The following is a 21,235-nucleotide window of genomic DNA, read 5'->3' as shown; positions in this document are numbered from 1 at the left end:
CCGGCGCCATCGAAATCGAATCGGGTTCGGCGTCGACCACTTTAAGTGCACTGCCGCGCCACGCGAAGGGCACCCTCGGTATGCCCATTTTCTGGAACAGATCAAGAAAAGAGGGGCACACCGCTAACGGTTACCCACTATGGGCGCGGAGTACCGGGAGCGTTCGGGGCCGGCGCCGGAGCACTGGTCGTCGGCGTCTGGCTGGGGCCACCCGGACCACCCGGCCCACCCGGACCGAAGCCCGGCGGCGGACCGAATGAGGGGGCCATGCCCGGGCCCCATGGACCGCCGTACTGCCACGGACCCGGGCCCCAGGGGCCGCCGGGTCCCCCGGGTCTGAACATCATGCCGTGGTGGTGGCGGTAGTAGCAGTGCTCGCCAATTCCCACAGCCACGGCGCCGGCGAAGAAGATGGTCGAGAGGATGAAAACGATCCCGGCGACGATCACCACCCATGCCGCTGCCACGTAGAGCCTGGGGGGTTTAGCCGGCTCGCGTGGCGGTGGCGGTGGCGGCGGAGCCGCGGCGACGGACGTCGGCTGCGTTGAATGTTCAGGTGTTTCGCTCATGCCTTGAATATTGCCCTTCGTGCCCGACCGCGATAACAGTTTCCGGCGACAAAAGTTGCTGTGAATTGCGCCTGAAGGCACGTGCCGTCGAGACGACGCGCAGCCCGGCGCTCGGGTGAGCGCCGGGCTGCTAGTTGTGGCTTGATAGCCCGCCGGGGTCCTCCTATCACCCCGTGAGCAGGTTGACTCTCGGACGTCCCCCTCGGATGCCTACGGCGTCCGGGACGGCAAGACGGATGACGGAATCTGGCTGGGTCCGGGGGCGCTGGGCGCCACGGACGCGGGTGCACCCTGCGGGATTGCCGCAGGCCCGCCACCCGGACCACCCGGACCGCCGGGACCACCCGGGCCGCCGAATCGGTGCGGATGCATCATCATCGCGTGGTGCTTGTGGTGGAAGCCGCCGTGGTGACCGGCGTGGCGTCCGAGCGCGAAGCCGGTGAAGAAGATGACCGAGACGATGAACACGATCCCGGCGACGATCGCGACCCAGGCCGCGGCTTGGAAGACCCTGGGGGTCCGGTATGGCGCTGGCCCTGTCGAGACGGGCGCCGGTGCAGTTGCGGTAGAGGTCCGCACGGTTGGGGTGTCAGATGTTTCACTCATGAGACGAATGATGCCTGGGTTAACAATAGTTACCGCTATGCGCTAGTTAAGTACCGGCTGTGAGCTGAAACCCTCTCTTACCTGGCAAAACCGCGTCGGCACCGCAGGGGCAGGAGCTAATCCGGCTTGAACGGGTTCACGGCGAACTGGATTACCCGGTACGGCGCGGTTGCCCTGGCTCGGGTGTCCCACTGGCTGACGAATATCCGCAGCTCATCGAGGGTGGACCCGGGCGAGATGTAGCCGCCATACGGCTGTGCGAGCCGATTGTCGTACGGGGGCGGCAGACTTTCCGCCGGATCGGGCCACTCGTCGTGTTGCACCACCGTCGTCACGGGCGCGGTGCCCAGCGACGTCGGGTCGTTGGCCACTCGGACCTCCATGTTGCCCGTGCTGGAGTTGAAATACGACAGCACCGCCTTGCCGTCGATCTGCCGGATGGACATCTCGCCCACCTGGTCGGGCCACAGCGGCGTCGGCGGCTTGTTCCACCCGCCCCTGGGTCCAGATGCCCAGCCCTGCCACCGGGACCGGTCGGTGAACGTTTGCGGCGTGGCCCGGTACAGCAACACCGGATCACGGCGGGTGAAACTGTTGGCCACGATGTAGACCCAGCCACTCGGCGAATCGGGAGTGGGGATCGGGTCGTAGTACCCGCTGATCTGCGACTGCGACCCGTTTTGGTAGGCAGCGTCGCGCCGGGACCCGGCAACGGTCTGCCAGCTGGGGTGCGCCGGCTCCGGTGTCACCAGCCGCGAGTACTGCGGCACCAGGTTGCGGGTGGTGGTCACCATCAGATAGTTGCGCCGGTTGATCTGCACCACCCCGGCGGGCAGCTGGGAATCCCCGGGCGGCGTCGGGTCGGCCAGCAGCGGTTTGCCGATTCCGGTGACTCCGGTGTACCGAACCCCGGCGGGGTCGTCGACCGACGCGGTGTCGACGTGCAGCGCGACCGGCGAATGCCAGCCGCCGAACCCGACACCCTGACCGGCGAAGCTGTCACCGCAGACCTGCAGCAGTTCGGTGGGGAACTCGACGAACTCGCAGAGGTCGGTGCCGCCGATGCCGTAGTCGCCGGTGGGGGTTCCGGTGCCGGCCGTGGGGCCGATCCGCAGCACCTGACCCGGTGCCAGGGGCTGCAGGATCGGCTCGGGCACCGGCGCCGGCGGGTCGGCGTATGCGGTCCAAACGCATTGCGGCGCAATAAAGCACCAAACAACCAACAGAGAGCACCGCACGACCCAGGCGGAACTCACCCGCGGATCACCGTTCAGCGGATAGCAGCTCGGCGATCTGGATGGTGTTCAGCGCCGCTCCCTTGCGCAGGTTGTCACCCGAGACGAACAGCGCCAGGCCGCGCCCGTCGGGCGCCCCCGGGTCGTGCCGGATGCGGCCGACCAGCGATTCGTCGACGCCAGCGGCCGCGAGCGGCGTCGGCACATCGACCACCTTGACACCCGGTGCGCCGTCGAGCAGCTCTCGTGCCCGCTCGGGCGACAACGGCCGGGCGAATTCGGCGTTGATCGACAGCGAGTGCCCGGTGAACACCGGAACCCGCACACAGGTGCCGCTGACCAGCAGCTCGGGGATGCCCAGGATCTTGCGGCTCTCGAACCGCAGCTTCTGGTCCTCGTCGGTCTCCCCCGAACCGTCGTCCACCAGCGATCCGGCCAGCGGCACCACGTTGAACGCGATCGGCGCCACGTAGGTCTTCGGCGCCGGGAAGTCCAGCGCACCGCCGTCGTACACCAGCCGCTCCGCGTCGCCGACCACGGCACGCGCCTGTGTGGCCAGCTCCGCGACACCGGCCAGCCCGCTGCCGGATACCGCTTGATAGGTCGAGCACACGAACCGCACCAGCTGGGCTTCGTCATGCAGCACCTTGAGCACCGGCATCGCGGCCATGGTGGTGCAGTTCGGGTTGGCGATGATCCCTTTCTTGAGAGACCGGGCGCCGGCGGCGACATCCCGCGAGAAGTTCACCTCGGACACCACCAACGGCACGTCCGGGTCCTTCCGCCACGCCGACGAGTTGTCGATCACCGTCACCCCGGCCGCGGCGAACCGTGGCGCGTGCACGCGAGACATCGCCGAGCCGGCGGAGAACAACGCGATGTCCAGGCCGCTCGGGTCCGCCGTCTCGGCGTCCTCGACCTCGATCTCCTGACCGCGAAAGGCCAGCTTGCGGCCCTGTGAACGGGCCGACGCAAAGAACCTCACGGTGGTGGCCGGGAAGTCGCGCTCGTCGAGCAGCGTGCGCATCACCTCGCCCACCTGACCGGTGGCCCCCACTATCCCTATTGCAACCATCTACCGCCCCGTCCCCCCATACACCGTCGCCTCCTCCACACCGCCGAGCCCGAACGCCTCATGCAACGCAACGACGGCCTTGTCTAGTTCGGTGTCGCGGCACAGCACCGAGATGCGGATCTCGGAGGTGGAGATCAGCTCGATGTTGACGCCCACGGTGGCCAGCGCCTCGCAGAAGGTCGCGGTCACCCCGGGGTGGCTGCGCATGCCCGCCCCAACCAGCGACACCTTCCCGATGTGGTCGTCATAAAGAAGCTGGGTGAACCCGATCTCGTCGCGCAGTGCATCCAGCTTGGCCACCGCGGTGGGCCCGCTGTCGCGCGAGCAGGTGAAGGTGATGTCCGTCTTGCCGTCCTCGACCTTGGAGATGTTCTGCAGCACCATGTCGATGTTCACGTCGGCTTCGGCGACGGCCCGGAAGACCTTGGCCGCATACCCGGGGTTGTCGGGCAGCCCGACAATGGTCACCTTGGCCTCGCTGCGGTCGTGCGCGACACCGGTCAGGATGGGGTCTTCCATGGCTATGTCCTTGATCGATCCGATGACGACGGTGCCAGGTTTGTCCGAGTACGACGAGCGGACGTGCACCGGCATGTTGTAGCGGCGGGCGTATTCGACACAGCGCAGCATCAGCACCTTGGCGCCGCATGCCGCCAGCTCGAGCATCTCCTCGAACGTCACCCTGTCCAACCGGCGGGCGTTGTGCACGATCCTTGGATCCGCGGTGAAGATGCCGTCCACGTCGGTGTAGATCTCGCAGACGTCGGCGCGAAGAGCCGCGGCCAGGGCCACGGCGGTGGTGTCCGAGCCACCGCGGCCCAGTGTGGTCACGTCGCGGGTGTCCTGGCTGACACCCTGGAATCCGGCGACCAAGACGATGCGCCCCTCGTCGAGCGCGGCCTGCAGCCGCCCCGGCGTGACGTCGATGATTTTCGCGTTGCCGTGGGTGCCGGTGGTGATCACGCCGGCTTGCGAACCGGTGAACGACCGGGCCTGCGCGCCGAGCGATTCGATCGCCATGGCCACTAACGCATTTGAGATGCGTTCACCGGCGGTCAGCAGCATGTCGAGTTCCCGCGGCGGCGGGGCCGGGCACACCTGCTGAGCCAGGTCCAGCAGGTCGTCGGTGGTGTCGCCCATCGCGGACACCACCACGACGACGTCGTTTCCCTGTCTTTTGGTTGCGACGATGCGCTCCGCGACGCGGCGGATCCGGTCGGCGTCGGCCACCGATGAGCCGCCGTATTTCTGTACGACGAGCGCCATTGTTGTGCTTTCGGTCCGGGGGTGTAGGTCGACAACAGAATACGTGTGACGGCGCCTGGTGTTTACCGCTGACTGATCCGTCCCCCGGTGACCGGTTAGCACCCGCCGATCACTCGACGGTCGATTAGGAGCTAAGCGCGGCGGGCCCCGGCTGGGCGGTTCCTAGGCGTATCCACGCCGACGGTAGCTGCCGAGGCCGCGCGCGCCCGCGCGGAACAAGGGGGTCAAAGCTTGGCCAGGTCGGCCTTCAACGCCTGCAAGTTGAAACCGTCCGGCGACACGCCCGACCTGCCGATGAAGTCATGGCTGAGGACGGCGAAGGCCTCGTCGGCGTAGGCGTTGTAGAAGTCCCAGGCCATCGACTTCACCTCACCCCAGGTGACGATCCACAGCTGGTTTTCGTCATACCCCACGGCCGGGATGCAGTGCCCGTTGTCGGGGTTAGGGGCAGCGTCGCCCACCGGCCCCCCGGGCGGCACCACCCACGGGACGGTCAGCATGTCGCCCTGGACCGCGAAGTCCGGGAGTGCCACACCGATGTAGATGCTGCCGAGCAGATAGATCGCGCTCTGGGCTTGCGACTGGTTCTTCAGATCGAGGGCGGCGAATGCCGTGACCTCATGCTTGTCGAGCCCGGATTGCCGCCAGTACCTGAGGACGCTGAGCATGTCGCACCCTGCGTCGGGCGGCGGAGGCGAGCCCACGAAGTGCTCATAGAACGCGAGCACCGTCGGTGCCGGCGGCGCTACCTGGGTCGAGGCATTGGCCGTCCAATTCTGGATCATGTGAGCCGCCGCGGCGCAGGTGCAATCGCCGTACTGGTCGTTGTAGTACATCGGCCAGTTGGCGACCTTCTCGTAGTAGGTCACGCTGTCCGGCGGCGCCGGCAGCGTCAGATATTTCGAGAAGCGCAGCGTCCGCTTGTCGACGACGGGCCGCTTCTTGCCGAGCTTGTACCTAGTGGACACAGTGCTGGACATATTGGTTTCCTTTCACTTCCTTTTCAGCTGAGGTCGGCGATAACAGCCCAGGTGGCGATAGCCGACCCGACGCTGGTCCAGTAGCCGTACTTGTTGTAGATCTCGTTGGCCCAGCGCTCCTCAGCTGCGAGGTCGCCGAGATCTGAGGAGACCTGGGGGTCGCTCGCGTTGCGGATCGAGCACCATGACGGCGGGTCCGCCAGATCGCTGAGGGCCAGCGGCAGGGTGGCGTCATCCATCTCTTCGGTTCGGGCGTCGGGGTAGTCGCGAACGACACCGAAGGAGTCTTTGGTGTCAGCGAAACCGAAGTAATCCATGGTTTCCACGCCGCCCTTGGCCCCGCCAAAGGTCAGGGTGGGCGGGCGCGTCGCCACGGGCTGCAGCCGCGCGGCGTTGGGGGCCACGAGCGCCCCGAAGTCCGCCGTGTACCGACCCCCGTTGATCATCGACCCGCTGAAGAGCTGCTGGGCCCAGGGCTTGTTCTTGAAATCTTTGGTGCAGTTGAACTTTGCGTTGGTGACGACGAAAACATCACCAAGTTGGGTAGTCGCCCCGATGCCCCCGGCCGTCCCGGTCGTGATGACCAGCTTTGGCTTGGCCTCGCTCACCATCTGCTGCCATAGCGCCACAATCGGCGCCGAAATCCCGTCGGTCGCCAGGTGCAGCTCGGACTTCACCGCCAAGACGTTGACCTTGCCGATTTTGATTTGGGCGACGTGCGCCATGCATCCGGCCTCCCGGGCCGGCGAACGCGATGTGAGCTGGGGCTCGTAACTGCTCCATCGGTGGGCGTAGGGTTTCCAAGTCGTACTCGACAATCCCGGGGTCAGCACGTCAGCGAGAGCCTCGCCCTCGGCCGCCGTCCAGGTCACCACGATGACATCGGCGGCCGGCAGCGGCTGGTCGGCGGCCCGGCCATAGGGAACCCCGACGGGCGCCAGCCCGTCGGGCCACGGGATAGGCGCTGGCGCCTGGTGCTGTGCGGTATAGGTGATGCGGTCGAGCGCAACACTGTCCACCTGGGAGCGTCCGGCTAGAAGCGGTGTTGACGCGGACATGAGCGGGAGCCCTCTTTCGCTGCTGTAGTGCCCGATTCGGGATGATTTCCAGGTGCCAGGTTGCTCTCGTTTCGGGAGCGGCACATGCGTAGTGGATTACTCGAATTCGGCAGCACCGATTCTCGACCCGACAGATTCCGGCCCGGTGAGCGGACCAGCAGGTTGCCAACCGCGGCGTTGTGCCGCAACGCTTGGCAACCGTTGATGGCCATTGCCCGGGCAGGTGACGGAGGACCCATGCACGACGCTGACACCGCGACGTCGCGCAACCAGGTGCTGCGGAGGCTGCGCTCCGGGGAAAAGGCCGCCGCGATTGCAGCCGAGAGCGGCATCAGCGGCTCGACGGTGTATCGGTGGAAACGCGAACCGTCTTTTTCCTCCCGTCGATCGCGCGAGTTGGGTAGCCGGTCACACCAAACGGCCTGCGGTTTTGGCACCGCAGCCGATCGCGGTAGAGTACGGAACGTGCAGCGGGTGCTCCTCCTCGGACGCCGCGACGGGGTCTGATCCAGACCGGCTTCCCGTCGCGGGCGTTCGCGATGCGCCGGTCTGAGGTTCCTTCTGATAACCCCGGAGCAACTACCGTGACCAACTTTCCTGAGGCTTCCAGCCCCGACTCATACACGTCTGCGCGAACCGTCATAAAACCCGCCGGCCCGCCCAGGCCCGACCAACCCGTGTGGAATCCCCAGCGCGGCACGTCCATGCCGGTCAACCGGTATCGGCCCTTCGCCGAGGAAGTCGAGCCCATCCGCATGGCCGACCGCACCTGGCCCGACCGGGTCATCACCCGCGCCCCGCTGTGGTGCGCGGTGGATCTGCGGGACGGCAACCAGGCGCTGATCGACCCGATGAGCCCGGCCCGCAAGCGCCGCATGTTCGACCTGCTGGTGCGCATGGGCTACAAGGAGATCGAGGTCGGATTCCCGTCGGCCAGCCAGACCGACTTCGACTTCGTCCGCGAGATCATCGCCGACCGCGCCATTCCCGACGACGTCACGATCCAGGTGCTGACCCAGTGCCGGCCGGAGCTGATCGAGCGCACCTTCGAGGCGTGCGACGGCGCGCCGCGGGCCATCGTGCACTTCTACAACTCGACGTCGATCCTGCAGCGCCGCGTGGTTTTCCGCGCCGACCGGGCCGCGGTCCAGGCCATCGCGACCGACGGCGCGCGCAAGTGCGTCGAGGAGGCCGCCAAGCACCCGGGCACGCAGTGGCGGTTCGAGTATTCGCCGGAGTCCTACACCGGCACCGAACTCGAGTACGCCAAGCAGGTGTGCGACGCCGTCGGCGAAATCATTGCACCGACGCCGGAGAACCCGATCATTTTCAACCTGCCCGCCACCGTGGAGATGGCCACACCCAACGTCTACGCCGACTCGATCGAGTGGATGAGCCGCAATCTGGCCAACCGGGAGTCCGTCATCCTGAGCCTGCATCCGCACAACGACCGCGGAACCGCCGTCGCCGCAGCCGAATTGGGGTATCAGGCCGGCGCCGACCGGATCGAGGGCTGCCTGTTCGGCAACGGGGAGCGCACCGGCAACGTGTGCCTGGTGACGCTGGGGCTCAACCTGTTCTCCCGCGGCGTGGACCCGCAGATCGACTTCTCGAACATCGACGAGATCCGCCGCACCGTGGAGTACTGCAACCAGCTGCCGGTGCACGAACGGCACCCCTACGGCGGGGACCTGGTCTACACCGCGTTCTCGGGCAGCCATCAGGACGCCATCAACAAGGGCCTGGACCAGATGAAGATCGACGCGGACGCTGCGGACACCGATGTCGAGGACATGCTGTGGCAGGTGCCGTATCTGCCGATCGACCCCAAGGACGTCGGGCGCACCTACGAGGCGGTTATCCGGGTCAACTCGCAGTCCGGCAAGGGCGGGGTGGCCTACATCATGAAGTCCGACCACGGCCTGGCGCTGCCGCGGCGGCTGCAGATCGAGTTCTCCCAGGTGATTCAGAAGATCACCGAGGGTGAGGGCGGTGAGGTCTCGCCGAAGGAGATGTGGGACGCGTTCTACGACGAGTACCTCGCCCCGGTGCGGCCGCTGGAGCGGATCAGGCAGCGGGTGGATGCCTCTGAGGAAGACGGCGGCATCACCAGCGTCACCGTGGCCGTCAAGATCGACGGAGTGGAAACCGAGATCAGCGGTGTCGGCAACGGCCCGCTGGCCGCGTTCGTCCACGCGCTGGGAACCGTCGGATTCGAGGTGGCCGTCCTGGATTACTCGGAGCACGCGATGAGTGCCGGCGACGACGCGCAGGCCGCGGCATATGTGGAGGCTTCGGTCGCCGGGCGGACCGTTTGGGGCGTGGGCATCGCGCCGTCCATTACCACCGCGTCGCTTCGGGCCGTGGTGTCGGCGGTCAACCGGGCATCTCGCTAGGCCTCGAAGAACGTGCCTAGCAACCGGTCGACCAGGCCGGCGGGGTCGTCGTCGGTTGGCATCGTGAGCTTGCTGAACACGTAGCCGTTGAGCAGGCGGCTCAGCTCATCCATCTGTTGGGGAGTCGGGGTGAAGCCCGCCGCCTCGAAGATGAGCGTGGCGGACTTCACCGCGGCGGCCTGCAGGTCCTTGAGGAACGGCTGCAGCTCGGGCCGGCGTGTGCCCTCCATGAACAGCTCGAACCGAGCCAGCGTGTAGCGGCGCGCCTGCTCGTCGGGGTCGGACAGCATCCGCGTCACGAGCGCTCGGACGCCGTCGCGAGTCAGCGACCCGATCGCGGCCCGCAGAGCCTCGACGCGCTGCCAGTGCAGATCGACGGTCCGGGCCGCCGTCGCCTCGAGCAGGGCCTGGCGCGTGCGGAAGTAATTCGACGTGGTGCCGGCGGGCAAGTCCGCCCGGTCATCGACCTGGCGATGCGTCAGACCCCCGACGCCCACATCGGCGAGGATGCCGATCGCGGCGTCGAGGATCTGCGCACGGCGTTTCGGGTTCGACGGCATCAGTCTTTGTAGCGCAGCCGCCAGAACATCGTCAGGAACACCGGGTAAACGGCGATCAGTAACAGGTAGCTGAACCACATCGGGAACCACGTGACGAACGAAACGTCCCTGATCACATAGTCGAGGTAAACATGCAGCGGCACGCTGCCGGCGATGTAGACGACCGATGCGGTGAAGAGCGCCCGATGGCGTTTGCTGGCGAACTGTACGCGCCGGTAAACCAGGATGCCGGTGATGGCTGCATAAGTCATCGGGACGAGCAGGATCCTGTCCGTCGTCACCGTCACCACGTGTTGCAGCGTGCGCGCGTCTCCGAAGATCACCCGGTAGGTGTGCATGACGACGCCCAGCGAGATGGTCAGCATGGCCGCCTGGCGGAAGAAGTAGCCGTGCCGACGGTAGGTGGCCCGCCAGGAACGTCGGTGTACTACATCTGTAGTGGTTGTCATGCACGTGACGTTAGTACTACGACCGTAGTGACGCAAGGGGTCGCTCAGAACAGCGCGAGCTGCTGCTCAACGGTGGTGGCGTCGGTGAATTCCTCCATGCCGGTGCCGCCGACGACGGCCCCGATGTCGTCGATGAATTGCGCGTCGGACACCACCGGCACCCCCAGCTGCAGGGCGTGATAACCCTTGCCCTGCTCGGGGGCGGCCTCGTTGCAGACCACCAATGACGTCTCCAGGTCGACAACGTCGCTGTAGGCCAGCCCGGCGTGCAGGATCCGCTCCACGAGTTCGTCATGGGTGCGTGCCACCTCTGCGGCCAGGGCCACCCGCATGCCCTGGACCAGCGGCCTGCCACGAACGTATGGGCCGGGGTTGAGATACGGGCAAGACATCCGCGAAGCCAGCACCTTCAACGGCCTCAGCTCGTCGTGGGTCACCCGGCCGTTGGGCCATTGGCGGCGGGTCACCGGATGCACCGGCAGCCAGATGTCGCGTTCGCGTGCCCGCTCGAGCGCCGACTCCAGCACGCCGGTCAACACCAACGCGTCGTCAAAGGCGTCGTGCGGCCGCTCCTGGATCACGCCCCAGTGCGCGGCGAGCGTCTCCAGCCGCAGATTGTCCACCCCGAGGTCCAGCCGCCGCGCCAGCTCGACCGTGCACATCACGTTGTCGACGGGCAGCTCGGCCTCGGCGAGCTCGGCTTCCGCGGCCAGGAACGCGTAGTCGAAGGCGACGTTGTGCGCCACCAGCGTGCGGCCGCGCAGCACCTCGACCAGGTCCCCGACGATGTCGCCGAACTGCGGCTGGTCCTCGAGCATGGCGGCGGTCAGGCCGTGCACGTGGGTGGGACCGGGGTCGACCCCGGGGTTGAGCAGGCTGACCACCGATTGCTCGACCCGACCGTCGGCGTCGAGGCCGAGCGCGGCAACGCTGATGATGCGCGCCTGACCCGGCCGAAAGCCCGAGGTCTCGACGTCGATGACGGCCCAACCCCCGCCCGGCTCGCTGGCCGGCCGCCCCCAGGACACCCGGTTCATGAACTGAGGATTGCACGTCGGGCCGACATCACCTGGTCGCTTTGGCATCGTGTCGGCACTTGGGTTGGATGGGGCGACCCGCTGCGATCGCCCTTAAACTGCGCGGGTGATCACCGCCCGCGGACGTCTGGCCCTCGCCGCAGGGGCGACCGCGCGGTGGGCGTCGCGGATCACCGGGCGCGGAGCCGGGGCGATGATCGGCGGCCTGGTGGCGATGACCCTGGACCGCTCCATCCTGCGTCAGCTCGGAGCGGGCCGGCGCACCGTCATCCTCACCGGCACCAACGGCAAGTCGACGACCACCCGGATGACCGCGGCCGCGCTGAGGACGCTCGGGTCGGTGGCCACCAACGCCGAGGGCGCCAACATGGACGCCGGCCTGGTGGCCGCGCTGGCCGCGAACCGTGACGCCGAGCTGGCCGTCCTCGAAGTCGACGAGATGCACGTGCCGCACGTCTCAGATGCCGTCGCGCCCAGTGTCCTTGTGCTGCTCAACCTGTCGCGCGACCAGCTGGACCGGGTCGGCGAGATCAACGTGATCGAACGCGCGCTGCGGGCCGGCCTGGCCCGGCACCCGAAGGCGGTCGTCGTCGCCAATTGCGACGACGTGCTGATGACCTCGGCGGCTTATGACAGCCCGAACGTGGTGTGGGTGGCCGCGGGCGGCGCGTGGGCGAACGACTCGGTCAGCTGCCCGCGCAGCGGCGAGGTCATCGTCCGTGACAAGGGCCATTGGTATAGCACAGGCGCCGAATTCAAGCGGCCCAGCCCGCACTGGTGGTTCGACGACGACATCCTGCACGGGCCCGACGGGTTGGCCTTGCCGATGCGGTTGGCACTGCCGGGCGCGGTGAATCGCGGCAACGCCGCCCAAGCCGTGGCCGCCGCCGTCGCGTTGGGCGCCGACCCGGCTTCAGCCGTCGCGGCCGTCTGTCAGGTCGACGAGGTCGCCGGACGATACCGGACCGTCCGTATCGGCGAGCATGAAGCGCGGATCCTGCTGGCCAAGAACCCGGCGGGCTGGCAGGAGGCGCTGTCGATGGTGGACAAGCACGCGGCCGGCGTGGTCATCTCGGTCAACGGCCAGGTGCCCGACGGCGAGGACCTGTCGTGGCTGTGGGACGTCCGCTTCGAACACTTCGAAAAAACGGCAGTGGTGGCCGCGGGCGAACGAGGCACCGACCTCGCGGTGCGCCTCGGGTACGCGGGCGTTGAGCACACCCTGGTGCACGACACCATGGCCGCCATCGCGTCCTGTCCGCCCGGGCGGGTGGAGGTCGTCGCCAACTACACCGCGTTCCTTCAGTTGCAGCGAGCGTTGGCACGCCATGGCTGACTCCAAAGTGCGGATCGGGCTGGTGTTGCCCGACGTGATGGGTACCTACGGCGACGGGGGCAACGCTCTGGTGCTGCGCCAACGGTTGCGGTTGCGGGGCGTCGCCGCCGAGATCGTCGAGATCACGTTGGCCGATCCGGTACCGGAGTCGCTGGACCTTTACACGCTGGGCGGCGCCGAGGACTATGCGCAGCGGCTCGCCACCAGGCACCTGCTCCGGTACCCGGGCCTGCAGCGCGCGGCCGAGCGGGCAGCGCCCGTGCTGGCGATCTGTGCGGCCGTCCAGGTGCTGGGGCATTGGTACCAGACGTCGTCGGGGGAACGGGTCGACGGTGTGGGCATGCTGGATGCGACCACGTCACCGCAGGACGCGCGCACCATCGGCGAGTTGGTCAGCAAGCCGTTGCTGCCCGGCTTGACCCAACGCCTCACCGGATTCGAAAACCACCGGGGCGGCACCGTCCTGGGCCCCGCGGCGTCGCCGTTGGGCGCGGTGGTCAAGGGGGCGGGTAATCGGGCCGACCCCCCCGGCAATGGCTTCGACGGCGCGGTTCAGGGCACCATCGTCGCTACCTACATGCACGGACCGTGCCTGGCCCGCAACCCCGAGCTGGCCGATCTGCTGCTGAGCAAGGTGGTGGGTGAGCTGTCGCCGCTGGAGCTGCCCGAGGTGGAATTGCTGCGCCGCGAGCGGCTGGCGGCCCGCTAGGAGCGCCAGCCCCTCGCCCGCAGTGCGTTCCGCACCCGGGTCACGACATCCTCCGGCTTGTCCTCGGCGATCACCCGGACGACGATCCAGCCCAGTCCTTCCAGCTTGCGCAGCCGCTGTTGGTCCCGGACGTAGCGGCGGCGGTCCGTGCGGTGATGGTCACCGTCGTACTCGACCGCCACCTTGTATCTCTCCCAGCCCATGTCGAGGACGCCGACCAGTCGCCAGTTTTCGTTCACGGGTATCTGAGTGGTCGGCGTGGGTAGCCCGGCGTCGATCAACAACAGCCGCAGCCAGGTCTCCTTCGGCGATGCGGCGCCGCGATCGACGAGGGCAAGGGCCCCACGCAACCGACGCAGCCCGCGAGCGCCGGGGTGTCGCTTGGCCAACAGCAGCACGTCCTCCGCCGAGAACGGGGTCGCCCACATGAGGGCGTCAAGTCGGGCGATTGACTCAGCCCGTGACAGATGGCGTCCGAGGTCATATGCCGTGCGGGCAGGGGTGGTGACCGGTAGTCCAGCTACGCGGGTCATTTCGTCGCCGCTCAAAGCCTCGTCCCGGGCGACGACTCCGGTGGGCGGCCTGGTGCTGGACCAAATCAGCTCGATCGGGATCTCTTCGTCGACCCATTGCGCTCCATGCAGCGCGGAGGCGGCAATGCCGGCAATAACCGCTCGGCGTCCGGACCACACCCAGGCACCGGTAATGCGGTCGCGCAGCGAGAGGTTGTGCCGCTTAGGGGCGTAAACACCCGGATAGACGGGGCGGTACCACCGTTGCAGCTCGTGCCGCGTCACATCCCCGCTACCGATGAACACCTCGGCCATGCCCGGAATGCTGGCACCAGAGACCGACAAATCGTCGAGGCTGTAAATCTGCAGAAGAAGTGCGAGTAGGGCCCTGCAAAATTACAGGCTCGGCGAAATGCGGCGAACGAACCAGAGGACCAGGTCAGACCATGGCCCGACGGCCGGTGAGCGCGCGGCCCAGCGTCAGCTCGTCGGCGAATTCCAAGTCGCCGCCCATCGGCAGCCCGGACGCGATCCGCGTCACCGTCAGGCCGGGGATGTCGCGCAGCATCCGAACCAAGTAGGTGGCGGTCGCCTCCCCCTCCGTATTGGGATCGGTGGCGATGATCACCTCAGTGATGTCGACGTCGTCGACGCGCTCACCGATGCGGCTGAGTAGCTCGCGGATGCGCAGCTGATCGGGGCCGACTCCGGACAGCGGATCAAGCGCACCGCCCAGGACGTGGTAGCGGCCGCGGAATTCGCGGGTGCGCTCGACGGCCTGGATATCCTTCGGCTCCTCGACGACGCACACCTGCGAGCCGTCCCGGCGCGGATCGGCGCAGATGCGGCAACGCTCGTCGTCGGAGACGTTGCCGCACACCGCGCAGAATCGCACGCCGTCGCGGACCTTCGCCAGCACGGCGGTCAGCCGGTCGATGTCCGGCGGCTCGACCGACAACAGGTGAAAGGCGATGCGCTGCGCGCTCTTGGGTCCGATACCCGGCAGCTTGCCGAGTTCGTCGATCAGATCCTGGACGGGTCCCTCAAACATGTTGGTACAGAAGTCAGAGTCCCGGCATTTGTGTTGGCGCCGGCGGTTGGGCCGGTGGAGCGCCCATGCCACCGGCCAGCGACCCCAGCTGCTCCTGCGCCATCCTGGTGACTTGCTTGGAAGCGTCGGCCATTGCACCGACGATCAGGTCCTGCAAGGTCTCGACGTCCCCCGGGTCGACGACCTTGGGATCGATCTCGACCGCGACGACCTCGCCGCTGCCTTTGACGACGACCTTGACCAAACCCCCACCCGCTTGACCGTGCACCTCAGCGTTGGCGAGCTGGTGCTGGGCTTCCAGTAGCTTTTGCTGCATCTGCTGCGCCTGGGCGAGCAGCGCCGACATGTCGCCTCCGGGTTGCATGACGATCACCTCGCATCTTGGTCTCGACTTGGTTTCGCCTGTGGATGTCGGGCGATTCGAAACACCCAGCGTAGACCGCGCGTGGTTACCTTTGCGCCGTGGACCAACGAGTGAGCAGGCGTGTCGGAATCAAAACGCTGGTCGGCACGCTGGTTGCCGCGTCGACGCTGATCATCCCCACAGCGACCGCAACCCCTTCCAACATCGCCGGGATGGTTGTGTTCATCGATCCCGGCCACAACGGCTCCAACGACGCTTCCATCGGCCGTCAGGTGCCCACCGGGCGCGGCGGCACCAAGGACTGCCAAACCACTGGCACGTCGACCAACAGCGGCTATATGGAGCACACATTCACCTGGGACACCGCGCTGCGGGTTCGCGCCGCGCTCAACGCCCTCGGCGTCCGGACAGCCATGTCACGCGGCAACGACACCGGGCTGGGACCCTGCGTCGATGCGCGCGCCGACATGGCCAACTCGATGCACCCCAATGCGGTCCTAAGCATCCACGCCGACGGCGGCCCACCGTCCGGCAGGGGCTTTCACGTCAACTACTCGGCCCCACCGCTGAACCAGGTGCAGGCCGGACCCTCGGTGCAGTACGCCCAAATCATGCGCGACCAGTTGCAGGCCTCCGGCATTCCGCCCTCTAACTACATCGGCCAGAACGGTCTGTACGGGCGTTCGGACCTCACCGGCCTCAACCTCGCGCAGTATCCGTCGATCCTCGTCGAGTGCGGCAACATGAAGAACCCCGTGGATTCGGCGCTGATGGAGTCAGCCGACGGCAAGCAAAAATACGCCGACGCACTGGTTCGCGGTGTCGCGGGCTTCCTGGCCACCCAGGGCCAGGTGCGCTAGGCGGGCTAGCTCTCCAGTTCCTTCTTCAGGTTCGCCAGGACCTCGGCCTGAATCTTCCTGAGCCCCAAGGGCGCAAAGGTTTTTTCGAAGAAGCCCTTGACGCCGCCGGCGCCATTCCAGGCGGTCTTCACCGTGACACTGGACCCGGGTCCGGCGGGAGCCACCGTCCAGTTGGTGACCATGGACGAGTTCGCGTCCTTCTCGATCACAGTGTGGCCGGCGACGTCCACGTTGACCTGCACATCGCGAACGCGGGACTTGGTGGCCTGCAGCTTCCATTTGGCAACCGTGCCCTGGCCCTGGCCGCCCTGCAGCACCTGGTATTCGCTGTACTGCGGGGACAGGATCTTGGGGCGCACCGTCTGATAGTCGGCGACCGCAGCAAGTGTGGCGGCGGGGTCGGCATTAACCAAGATTGTGCTGGCTGCGCTCACCTGTCCCACGGTGCGACCCCTCTTCCGATGTCTTTGTGATGCCGCCCGCGCGCGGGTGCACAGGCTGTTTTAGAAGACTAGGGTATATGTGATGCCTGTCCGTGGATCTGCACTCTCGGCTCACACAGCGGGCGTTGACCGGTTGATGGCGAGTTATCGATCCATCCCCGCAACGTCCAGCGTTCGGCTCGCCAAATCCACCTCAAATCTGTTCCGCGCCCGCGCCAAACGCAATGCGCGCGGCCTGGATACCTCGGGGCTGACCGGCGTCCTCGGTGTCGATCCCGAAACCCGCACCGCCGACGTGGCCGGCATGTGCAGCTACGAGGACCTGGTGGCCGCGACCCTGCCCTACGGCCTTTCACCGCGGGTGGTGCCGCAGCTGAAGACCATCACCCTCGGCGGCGCGGTCAGCGGCTTGGGTATCGAGTCGGCGTCGTTTCGCAACGGTCTGCCGCATGAGTCGGTGCTGGAGATGGATATCCTCACCGGCGCTGGCAAATTGCTGACCGCATCCCGCGGCCAGCACTCCGACCTGTTCCGCGCCTTTCCCAATTCCTATGGGACACTGGGATATTCAACTCGGCTTCGAATCGAGCTGGAGCCCGTCGCGCCGTTCGTGGCGCTGCGGCACGTCCGATTCCGCTCGCTGCCCGAGCTGGTCGCCGCGATGGAACGCATCATCGATACCGGCGGACAGGGCGGCACCCCGGTGGACTATCTGGACGGAGTCGTTTTCAGCGCCAACGAAAGCTACCTGTGCGTTGGCAGGCGGACCGCAACCCCGGGACCGGTCAGCGACTACACCGGCAAGAAGATCTATTACCGGTCAATTCAGCACAACTCTGCCGGTGTGGAAGCCACCAAAGACGACCGGCTGACGATTCACGACTACTTCTGGCGCTGGGACACCGATTGGTTCTGGTGCTCTCGCGCCTTCGGTGTGCAGAACCCGAGGCTACGGCGCTGGTGGCCGCGCCGCTACCGACGCAGCAGCGTCTACTCGAAGCTGGTCGCGATGGACCGGCGTTTCGGAGTCTCCGGCCGCATCGAGAGGCGCCGCGGTCTTGCGGCACGCGAGCGGGTGGTGCAGGACATCGAGGTTCCGGTGGAACGCACCGGCGAGTTCTTGGAGTGGTTCCTGGACAACGTGCCCATCACACCAATCTGGTTGTGCCCGCTGCGGCTACGCGGTCACGACGGCTGGCCGCTGTATCCGATGCGGCCGGATCACACCTACGTCAATGTCGGGTTCTGGTCCTCGGTGCCGGGGGGTGCCACCGAGGGCGCAATCAACCGGATGATCGAGGCCAAGGTGAGCGAGCTCGACGGGCACAAGTCGCTGTACTCGGACTCGTTCTACACCCGCGAGGAATTCGACGAGCTCTACGGCGGCGAGGCCTACCAGACGGTCAAAAAAACCTACGATCCCGATTCGCGTCTCCTCGACCTCTACGCAAAGGCGGTGCAACGGCGATGACGACGACCAAAGAACCCAATCGCACCACCCCCCGCAAACTGAGCATGGCGGAGATTCTGGAGATCTTCACCGCGACCGGGCGCCAGCCGCTGAGGTTCACCGCGTACGACGGCAGCTCCGCCGGCAGCGAGGATGCCGTACTGGGCCTGGATCTTCGGACTCCCCGCGGCGCCACCTACCTGGCCACGGCCCCCGGCGAACTCGGCCTTGCCCGCGCATACGTGTCGGGCGACCTGCAGACGTACGGCGTGCATCCCGGCGATCCGTACCAGTTGCTCAAGACACTGACCGACCGGGTTCAATTCAAGCGTCCGTCGGCCCTGGTGTTCGCCAACGTCGTCCGCTCAATCGGGTTTGGGCGATTGCTGCCGATCGCTCCTCCGCCGGAGGAGACGCCGCCACGGTGGCGCCGAATCGCCGCCGGCGTGACGCACAGCAAGACCCGTGACGCCGAGGCCATCCACCACCACTACGACGTCTCCAACGCCTTCTATGAATGGGTGCTCGGCCCGTCGATGACCTACACCTGCGCGGCCTACCCCAGCGCAGACGCCACGCTGGAAGAGGCCCAGGAGAACAAGTACCGGCTGATTTTCGAGAAGCTGCGGCTACAGCGGGGCGACCGGCTGCTCGACGTCGGCTGCGGCTGGGGAGGCATGGTCCGCTACGCGGCGCGACGCGGTGTCCGGGCGATCGGTGCCACCCTGTCGGCCGAGCAGGCGAAGTGGGCACAGCAAGCGATTGAAGACGAAGAGCTGACGGGCCTCGCCGAAGTCCGGCACTCCGACTACCGCGACGTGGGCGAGACGGGATTCGACGCCGTTTCTTCCATCGGGTTGACCGAGCACATCGGCGTCAAGAATTACCCCGGCTACTTCGGCTTCCTCAAGTCCAAGCTGCGCACCGGCGGTCTGCTGCTCAACCACTGCATCACCCGCCACGACAACAGATCGACCTCCTTTGGGGGTGGATTCACCGACCGCTACGTCTTTCCGGACGGGGAGCTGACCGGCTCGGGTCGCATCGTCTTCGCCATCCAGGACGTCGGTCTGGAAGTGTTGCACGAGGAGAACTTCCGGCATCACTACGCGATGACGCTGCGCGACTGGTGCCGCAACCTCGTCGAGCACTGGGATGAGGCCGTCGCCGAGGTCGGCTTGGCGACCGCCAAGGTGTGGGGCTTGTACATGGCGGCCTCAAGGGTGGCCTTCGAGCAGAACAACCTTCAGCTGCATCACGTACTGGCAGCCAAGGTCGACGCGCGAGGCGACGACAACCTGCCGCTGCGACCGTGGTGGCAGCCGTAATCGGCTAGCCGTTGTCGATGCGGCGGGCGCCCAACTCGTTCTGCAGCAGCTCGAGTGCAACCTCTTCGGGGTCGCGCCGCGGCGCCGACGGCTCGCTGCGGCCCGCTTCGGCAAGCATGTGTTCCTCTTCGTCTTGCTGAGCCGAATCCACATCGGCGGATTCGTCCGCGGGCGCTTCCTGCCGGGCGGGCGGCGGGTCGGTCGCCGTCGGCTCCGGTGCGCCGGCCTCGCACCGCACCCGCCAGTCCACCCCCAGCGCGTCTTTGAGCGCTTCGGCGATGACGTCGGCGTTGCGCTGTTCGGACAACCGCTTGGCCAGCGGCGCCGATGCATGAGTCAGCACCAACGTGTTGCCCTCGACGGCACGGACGGTAGCGCCGGCCAGCATCACCTCGGTGGTGCGGCTGCGCTGGCGCACCTTGTCCCGCACCGTCGGCCACATCGTTCGCACCGCGGCCGCGTTGAGTTCGCCGGGGGCAGAAACTGATTCAGGGGCCGGTTCGGGGGCCGGCTCGGGAGGCGGTTCGGGCTCGCGTTTCGGCTCGGGCTTGGAAGCAGACTCAGCGGCCGCCTTGCGGGGCCGGACGGGGGCAGTCACCGGCTCGGCAGCCGTGGGCCGGGGCGGCGGTGCTGCGCCCTCGGACGCGGGGATCGACATGGTCAGCCGGGTCTCGATCCGCTCGATGCGGTGCAGCAGCGCGGACTCGGCGTCGCTGGCCGAGGGCAGCAGCAGCCGCGCGCAGACCACTTCGAGCAGCAGGCGCGGCGCCGTCGCACCGCGCATCTCACCCAGCCCTGCCTGCACCACCTCGGCGTACCGGGTCAGGGTCGCCGGCCCGATCCGGGCCGCTTGCTCGCGCATCCGGTCCAGCACGTCCTCCGGCGCATCCACCACACCGCGGCTGGCGGCGTCCGGAACCGCTTGCAGCACAATGAGATCGCGGAACCGCTCCAGCAGATCGGTGGCAAAGCGGCGTGGGTCGTGACCGGCGTCGATCACCGATTCGACAGCACCGAACAACGCGGCGGCATCCGAAGCGGCGAGGGCATCCACGGCGTCGTCGATCAGTGCGACGTCGGTGACACCCAGCAGCCCCAGCGCGCGCTGATAGGTCAGGTGAGCGTCCTCGGCCCCGGCCACCAATTGATCCAGCACCGAGAGGGTGTCACGTGGCGAACCACCGCCCGCGCGGATCACCAGCGGATACACCGCATCGTCGACGACGACGCCCTCTTGCTCGCAGATCCGCCCGATCAATGCCCGCATGGTGCGTGGCGGCAGCAGCCGAAACGGGTAGTGATGGGTGCGCGACCGAATCGTCGGCAGCACCTTCTCCGGTTCGGTGGTGGCGAAGATGAAGATGAGGTGTTCGGGCGGTTCCTCCACGATCTTGAGCAGCGCGTTGAAGCCCGCGGTGGTCACCATGTGCGCTTCGTCGACGATGAACACCCGGTAGCGCGACTGAGCCGGAGCGTAGAACGCGCGGTCCCGCAGCTCGCGAGTGTCGTCCACGCCGCCGTGGCTTGCGGCGTCCAGCTCCACCACGTCGATGCTGCCGGGCGCGTTGGGCGCCAGCGCGATGCAGGACTCGCAAACCCCGCACGGGTTGGCCGTCGGTCCCTGCTCACAGTTCAACGACCGCGCCAGGATGCGCGCCGACGAGGTCTTTCCGCAGCCGCGCGGCCCGGAGAACAGATACGCGTGGTTGATCCGACCCGCTTCCAGGGCAATGGACAGCGGCTCGGTGACGTGCTCCTGACCCACCACCTCGGCGAAGGTTGCCGGTCGGTACTTGCGGTAGAGGGCCACGGTCAGCAGGCTACCGACGCTCGGTGACGATGCGGATCCCGGAGGGGCCGCCGAGGAACCGGGCAATCAGGCCACGCGTGGTGACGATCGTCGGTGTGGGCGTCGAGCCTGCAATCAGGGCGTCGAGACTGTACGTACGGC

General features: G+C 67.1%; 22 protein-coding genes. 7 read left to right on the top strand and 15 right to left on the bottom strand.

The genetic code is table 11. The features are described from left to right. Nucleotides 1-137: 137 nt before the first annotated feature. The 7 genes from ACLP4W_RS15475 to ACLP4W_RS15445 all read right to left on the bottom strand — a co-directional run bounded on the left by ACLP4W_RS15475 (nucleotide 138) and on the right by ACLP4W_RS15445 (nucleotide 6,750). Nucleotides 138-569 (bottom strand): hypothetical protein, encoded by a 432-nt coding sequence (locus ACLP4W_RS15475; protein ID WP_442387318.1) that lies wholly within the window; start codon nucleotides 567-569, stop codon nucleotides 138-140. A 210-nt stretch (nucleotides 570-779) separates the two neighbouring features. Beyond that, nucleotides 780-1,184, bottom strand: a complete 405-nt coding sequence (locus ACLP4W_RS15470; protein ID WP_442387345.1) for a hypothetical protein — start codon at nucleotides 1,182-1,184, stop codon at nucleotides 780-782. A gap of 107 nt (nucleotides 1,185-1,291) precedes the next feature. Continuing rightward, nucleotides 1,292-2,431 carry a DUF4185 domain-containing protein gene (locus ACLP4W_RS15465; RefSeq protein ID WP_442387316.1) on the bottom strand — a complete coding sequence of 380 codons (1,140 nt, stop codon included), beginning with the start codon at nucleotides 2,429-2,431 and terminating at the stop codon, nucleotides 1,292-1,294. A 7-nt stretch (nucleotides 2,432-2,438) separates the two neighbouring features. After that, nucleotides 2,439-3,485 carry an aspartate-semialdehyde dehydrogenase gene (locus ACLP4W_RS15460; RefSeq protein WP_442387315.1) on the bottom strand — a complete coding sequence of 349 codons (1,047 nt, stop codon included), beginning with the start codon at nucleotides 3,483-3,485 and terminating at the stop codon, nucleotides 2,439-2,441. Beyond that, nucleotides 3,486-4,751, bottom strand: coding sequence for an aspartate kinase (locus ACLP4W_RS15455; protein WP_442387313.1), 1,266 nt, complete (start codon nucleotides 4,749-4,751; stop codon nucleotides 3,486-3,488). A 224-nt stretch (nucleotides 4,752-4,975) separates the two neighbouring features. Then, on the bottom strand, nucleotides 4,976-5,731 hold the full coding sequence (locus tag ACLP4W_RS15450; protein WP_442387311.1) for a hypothetical protein: 756 nt from the start codon (nucleotides 5,729-5,731) through the stop codon (nucleotides 4,976-4,978). 23 nt (nucleotides 5,732-5,754) lie between these two features. Continuing rightward, a complete protein-coding gene (locus tag ACLP4W_RS15445; RefSeq protein WP_442387309.1) occupies nucleotides 5,755-6,750 on the bottom strand; it encodes a hypothetical protein in 996 nt (331 codons plus the stop codon). Nucleotides 6,751-7,026: 276 nt separating this feature from the next. Here ACLP4W_RS15445 and ACLP4W_RS15440 point away from each other — a divergent pair, with 276 nt between their 5' ends. Next, complete coding sequence (locus tag ACLP4W_RS15440) at nucleotides 7,027-7,296, top strand: helix-turn-helix domain-containing protein (RefSeq protein WP_442387308.1); 270 nt, start codon at nucleotides 7,027-7,029, stop codon at nucleotides 7,294-7,296. A 32-nt stretch (nucleotides 7,297-7,328) separates the two neighbouring features. After that, nucleotides 7,329-9,185 carry a 2-isopropylmalate synthase gene (gene leuA, locus ACLP4W_RS15435; protein WP_442387306.1) on the top strand — a complete coding sequence of 619 codons (1,857 nt, stop codon included), beginning with the start codon at nucleotides 7,329-7,331 and terminating at the stop codon, nucleotides 9,183-9,185. Here the strand turns inward: leuA and ACLP4W_RS15430 are convergent. From ACLP4W_RS15430 to ACLP4W_RS15420, 3 genes are read right to left on the bottom strand one after another with little or no spacing between them, the layout of a single operon-like run. Next, entirely contained in the window at nucleotides 9,182-9,745 is a 564-nt protein-coding gene (locus tag ACLP4W_RS15430; RefSeq protein WP_442387304.1) for a TetR/AcrR family transcriptional regulator, read from the bottom strand. The genes leuA and ACLP4W_RS15430 overlap by 4 nt on opposite strands. Next, complete coding sequence (locus tag ACLP4W_RS15425; protein ID WP_442387302.1) at nucleotides 9,745-10,194, bottom strand: hypothetical protein; 450 nt, start codon at nucleotides 10,192-10,194, stop codon at nucleotides 9,745-9,747. The genes ACLP4W_RS15430 and ACLP4W_RS15425 overlap by 1 nt, the downstream gene beginning before the upstream one ends. A 44-nt stretch (nucleotides 10,195-10,238) precedes the next feature. Continuing rightward, entirely contained in the window at nucleotides 10,239-11,231 is a 993-nt protein-coding gene (locus ACLP4W_RS15420; protein ID WP_442387301.1) for a DEDDh family exonuclease, read from the bottom strand. Between the two features lie 106 nt (nucleotides 11,232-11,337). On the opposite strand from ACLP4W_RS15420, the gene ACLP4W_RS15415 reads away from it, so the two are divergent. Continuing rightward, nucleotides 11,338-12,567, top strand: coding sequence for a MurT ligase domain-containing protein (locus tag ACLP4W_RS15415; RefSeq protein WP_442387299.1), 1,230 nt, complete (start codon nucleotides 11,338-11,340; stop codon nucleotides 12,565-12,567). Beyond that, on the top strand, nucleotides 12,560-13,276 hold the full coding sequence (locus ACLP4W_RS15410) for a type 1 glutamine amidotransferase (protein WP_442387297.1): 717 nt from the start codon (nucleotides 12,560-12,562) through the stop codon (nucleotides 13,274-13,276). The genes ACLP4W_RS15415 and ACLP4W_RS15410 overlap by 8 nt, the downstream gene beginning before the upstream one ends. Here ACLP4W_RS15410 and ACLP4W_RS15405 read toward each other — a convergent pair. The 3 genes from ACLP4W_RS15405 to ACLP4W_RS15395 form a co-directional block, all read right to left on the bottom strand. Then, entirely contained in the window at nucleotides 13,273-14,103 is an 831-nt protein-coding gene (locus ACLP4W_RS15405) for a DUF559 domain-containing protein (protein ID WP_442387343.1), read from the bottom strand. The genes ACLP4W_RS15410 and ACLP4W_RS15405 overlap by 4 nt on opposite strands. A 124-nt stretch (nucleotides 14,104-14,227) precedes the next feature. Next, nucleotides 14,228-14,839 (bottom strand): recombination mediator RecR, encoded by a 612-nt coding sequence (gene recR / locus ACLP4W_RS15400; protein WP_442387295.1) that lies wholly within the window; start codon nucleotides 14,837-14,839, stop codon nucleotides 14,228-14,230. Nucleotides 14,840-14,852: 13 nt separating this feature from the next. Continuing rightward, nucleotides 14,853-15,203, bottom strand: a complete 351-nt coding sequence (locus tag ACLP4W_RS15395) for a YbaB/EbfC family nucleoid-associated protein (protein WP_442387294.1) — start codon at nucleotides 15,201-15,203, stop codon at nucleotides 14,853-14,855. A 98-nt stretch (nucleotides 15,204-15,301) separates the two neighbouring features. Between ACLP4W_RS15395 and ACLP4W_RS15390 the strand changes: the two genes are divergently transcribed. Next, nucleotides 15,302-16,063 carry an Rv3717 family N-acetylmuramoyl-L-alanine amidase gene (locus ACLP4W_RS15390; RefSeq protein ID WP_442387292.1) on the top strand — a complete coding sequence of 254 codons (762 nt, stop codon included), beginning with the start codon at nucleotides 15,302-15,304 and terminating at the stop codon, nucleotides 16,061-16,063. A 5-nt stretch (nucleotides 16,064-16,068) separates the two neighbouring features. Here ACLP4W_RS15390 and ACLP4W_RS15385 read toward each other — a convergent pair whose 3' ends face one another. Further along, on the bottom strand, nucleotides 16,069-16,506 hold the full coding sequence (locus ACLP4W_RS15385; RefSeq protein WP_442387290.1) for an SRPBCC family protein: 438 nt from the start codon (nucleotides 16,504-16,506) through the stop codon (nucleotides 16,069-16,071). An 82-nt stretch (nucleotides 16,507-16,588) separates the two neighbouring features. Here ACLP4W_RS15385 and ACLP4W_RS15380 point away from each other — a divergent pair, with 82 nt between their 5' ends. Both ACLP4W_RS15380 and ACLP4W_RS15375 read left to right on the top strand, forming a co-directional pair. Then, the gene (locus ACLP4W_RS15380) at nucleotides 16,589-17,977 is read left to right on the top strand and encodes an FAD-binding oxidoreductase (RefSeq protein WP_442387288.1); all 1,389 of its coding nucleotides are present in this window, start codon (nucleotides 16,589-16,591) and stop codon (nucleotides 17,975-17,977) included. Next, nucleotides 17,974-19,284 (top strand): class I SAM-dependent methyltransferase, encoded by a 1,311-nt coding sequence (locus ACLP4W_RS15375; protein ID WP_442387286.1) that lies wholly within the window; start codon nucleotides 17,974-17,976, stop codon nucleotides 19,282-19,284. Before ACLP4W_RS15380 ends, ACLP4W_RS15375 begins: the two co-directional genes overlap by 4 nt. A gap of 4 nt (nucleotides 19,285-19,288) precedes the next feature. Here the strand turns inward: ACLP4W_RS15375 and ACLP4W_RS15370 are convergent, their stop codons facing one another. Next, nucleotides 19,289-21,094, bottom strand: coding sequence for a DNA polymerase III subunits gamma/tau (locus ACLP4W_RS15370; RefSeq protein ID WP_442387284.1), 1,806 nt, complete (start codon nucleotides 21,092-21,094; stop codon nucleotides 19,289-19,291). Nucleotides 21,095-21,235: the final 141 nt, after the last annotated feature.

It is taken from the genome of Mycobacterium sp., from assembly GCF_052145595.1.
Taxonomy (GTDB): Bacteria; Actinomycetota; Actinomycetes; order Mycobacteriales; family Mycobacteriaceae; genus Mycobacterium.
The sequence above is the reverse complement of the archived record's forward strand: the minus strand, read 5'-3'. Positions and strand labels throughout refer to the sequence as shown.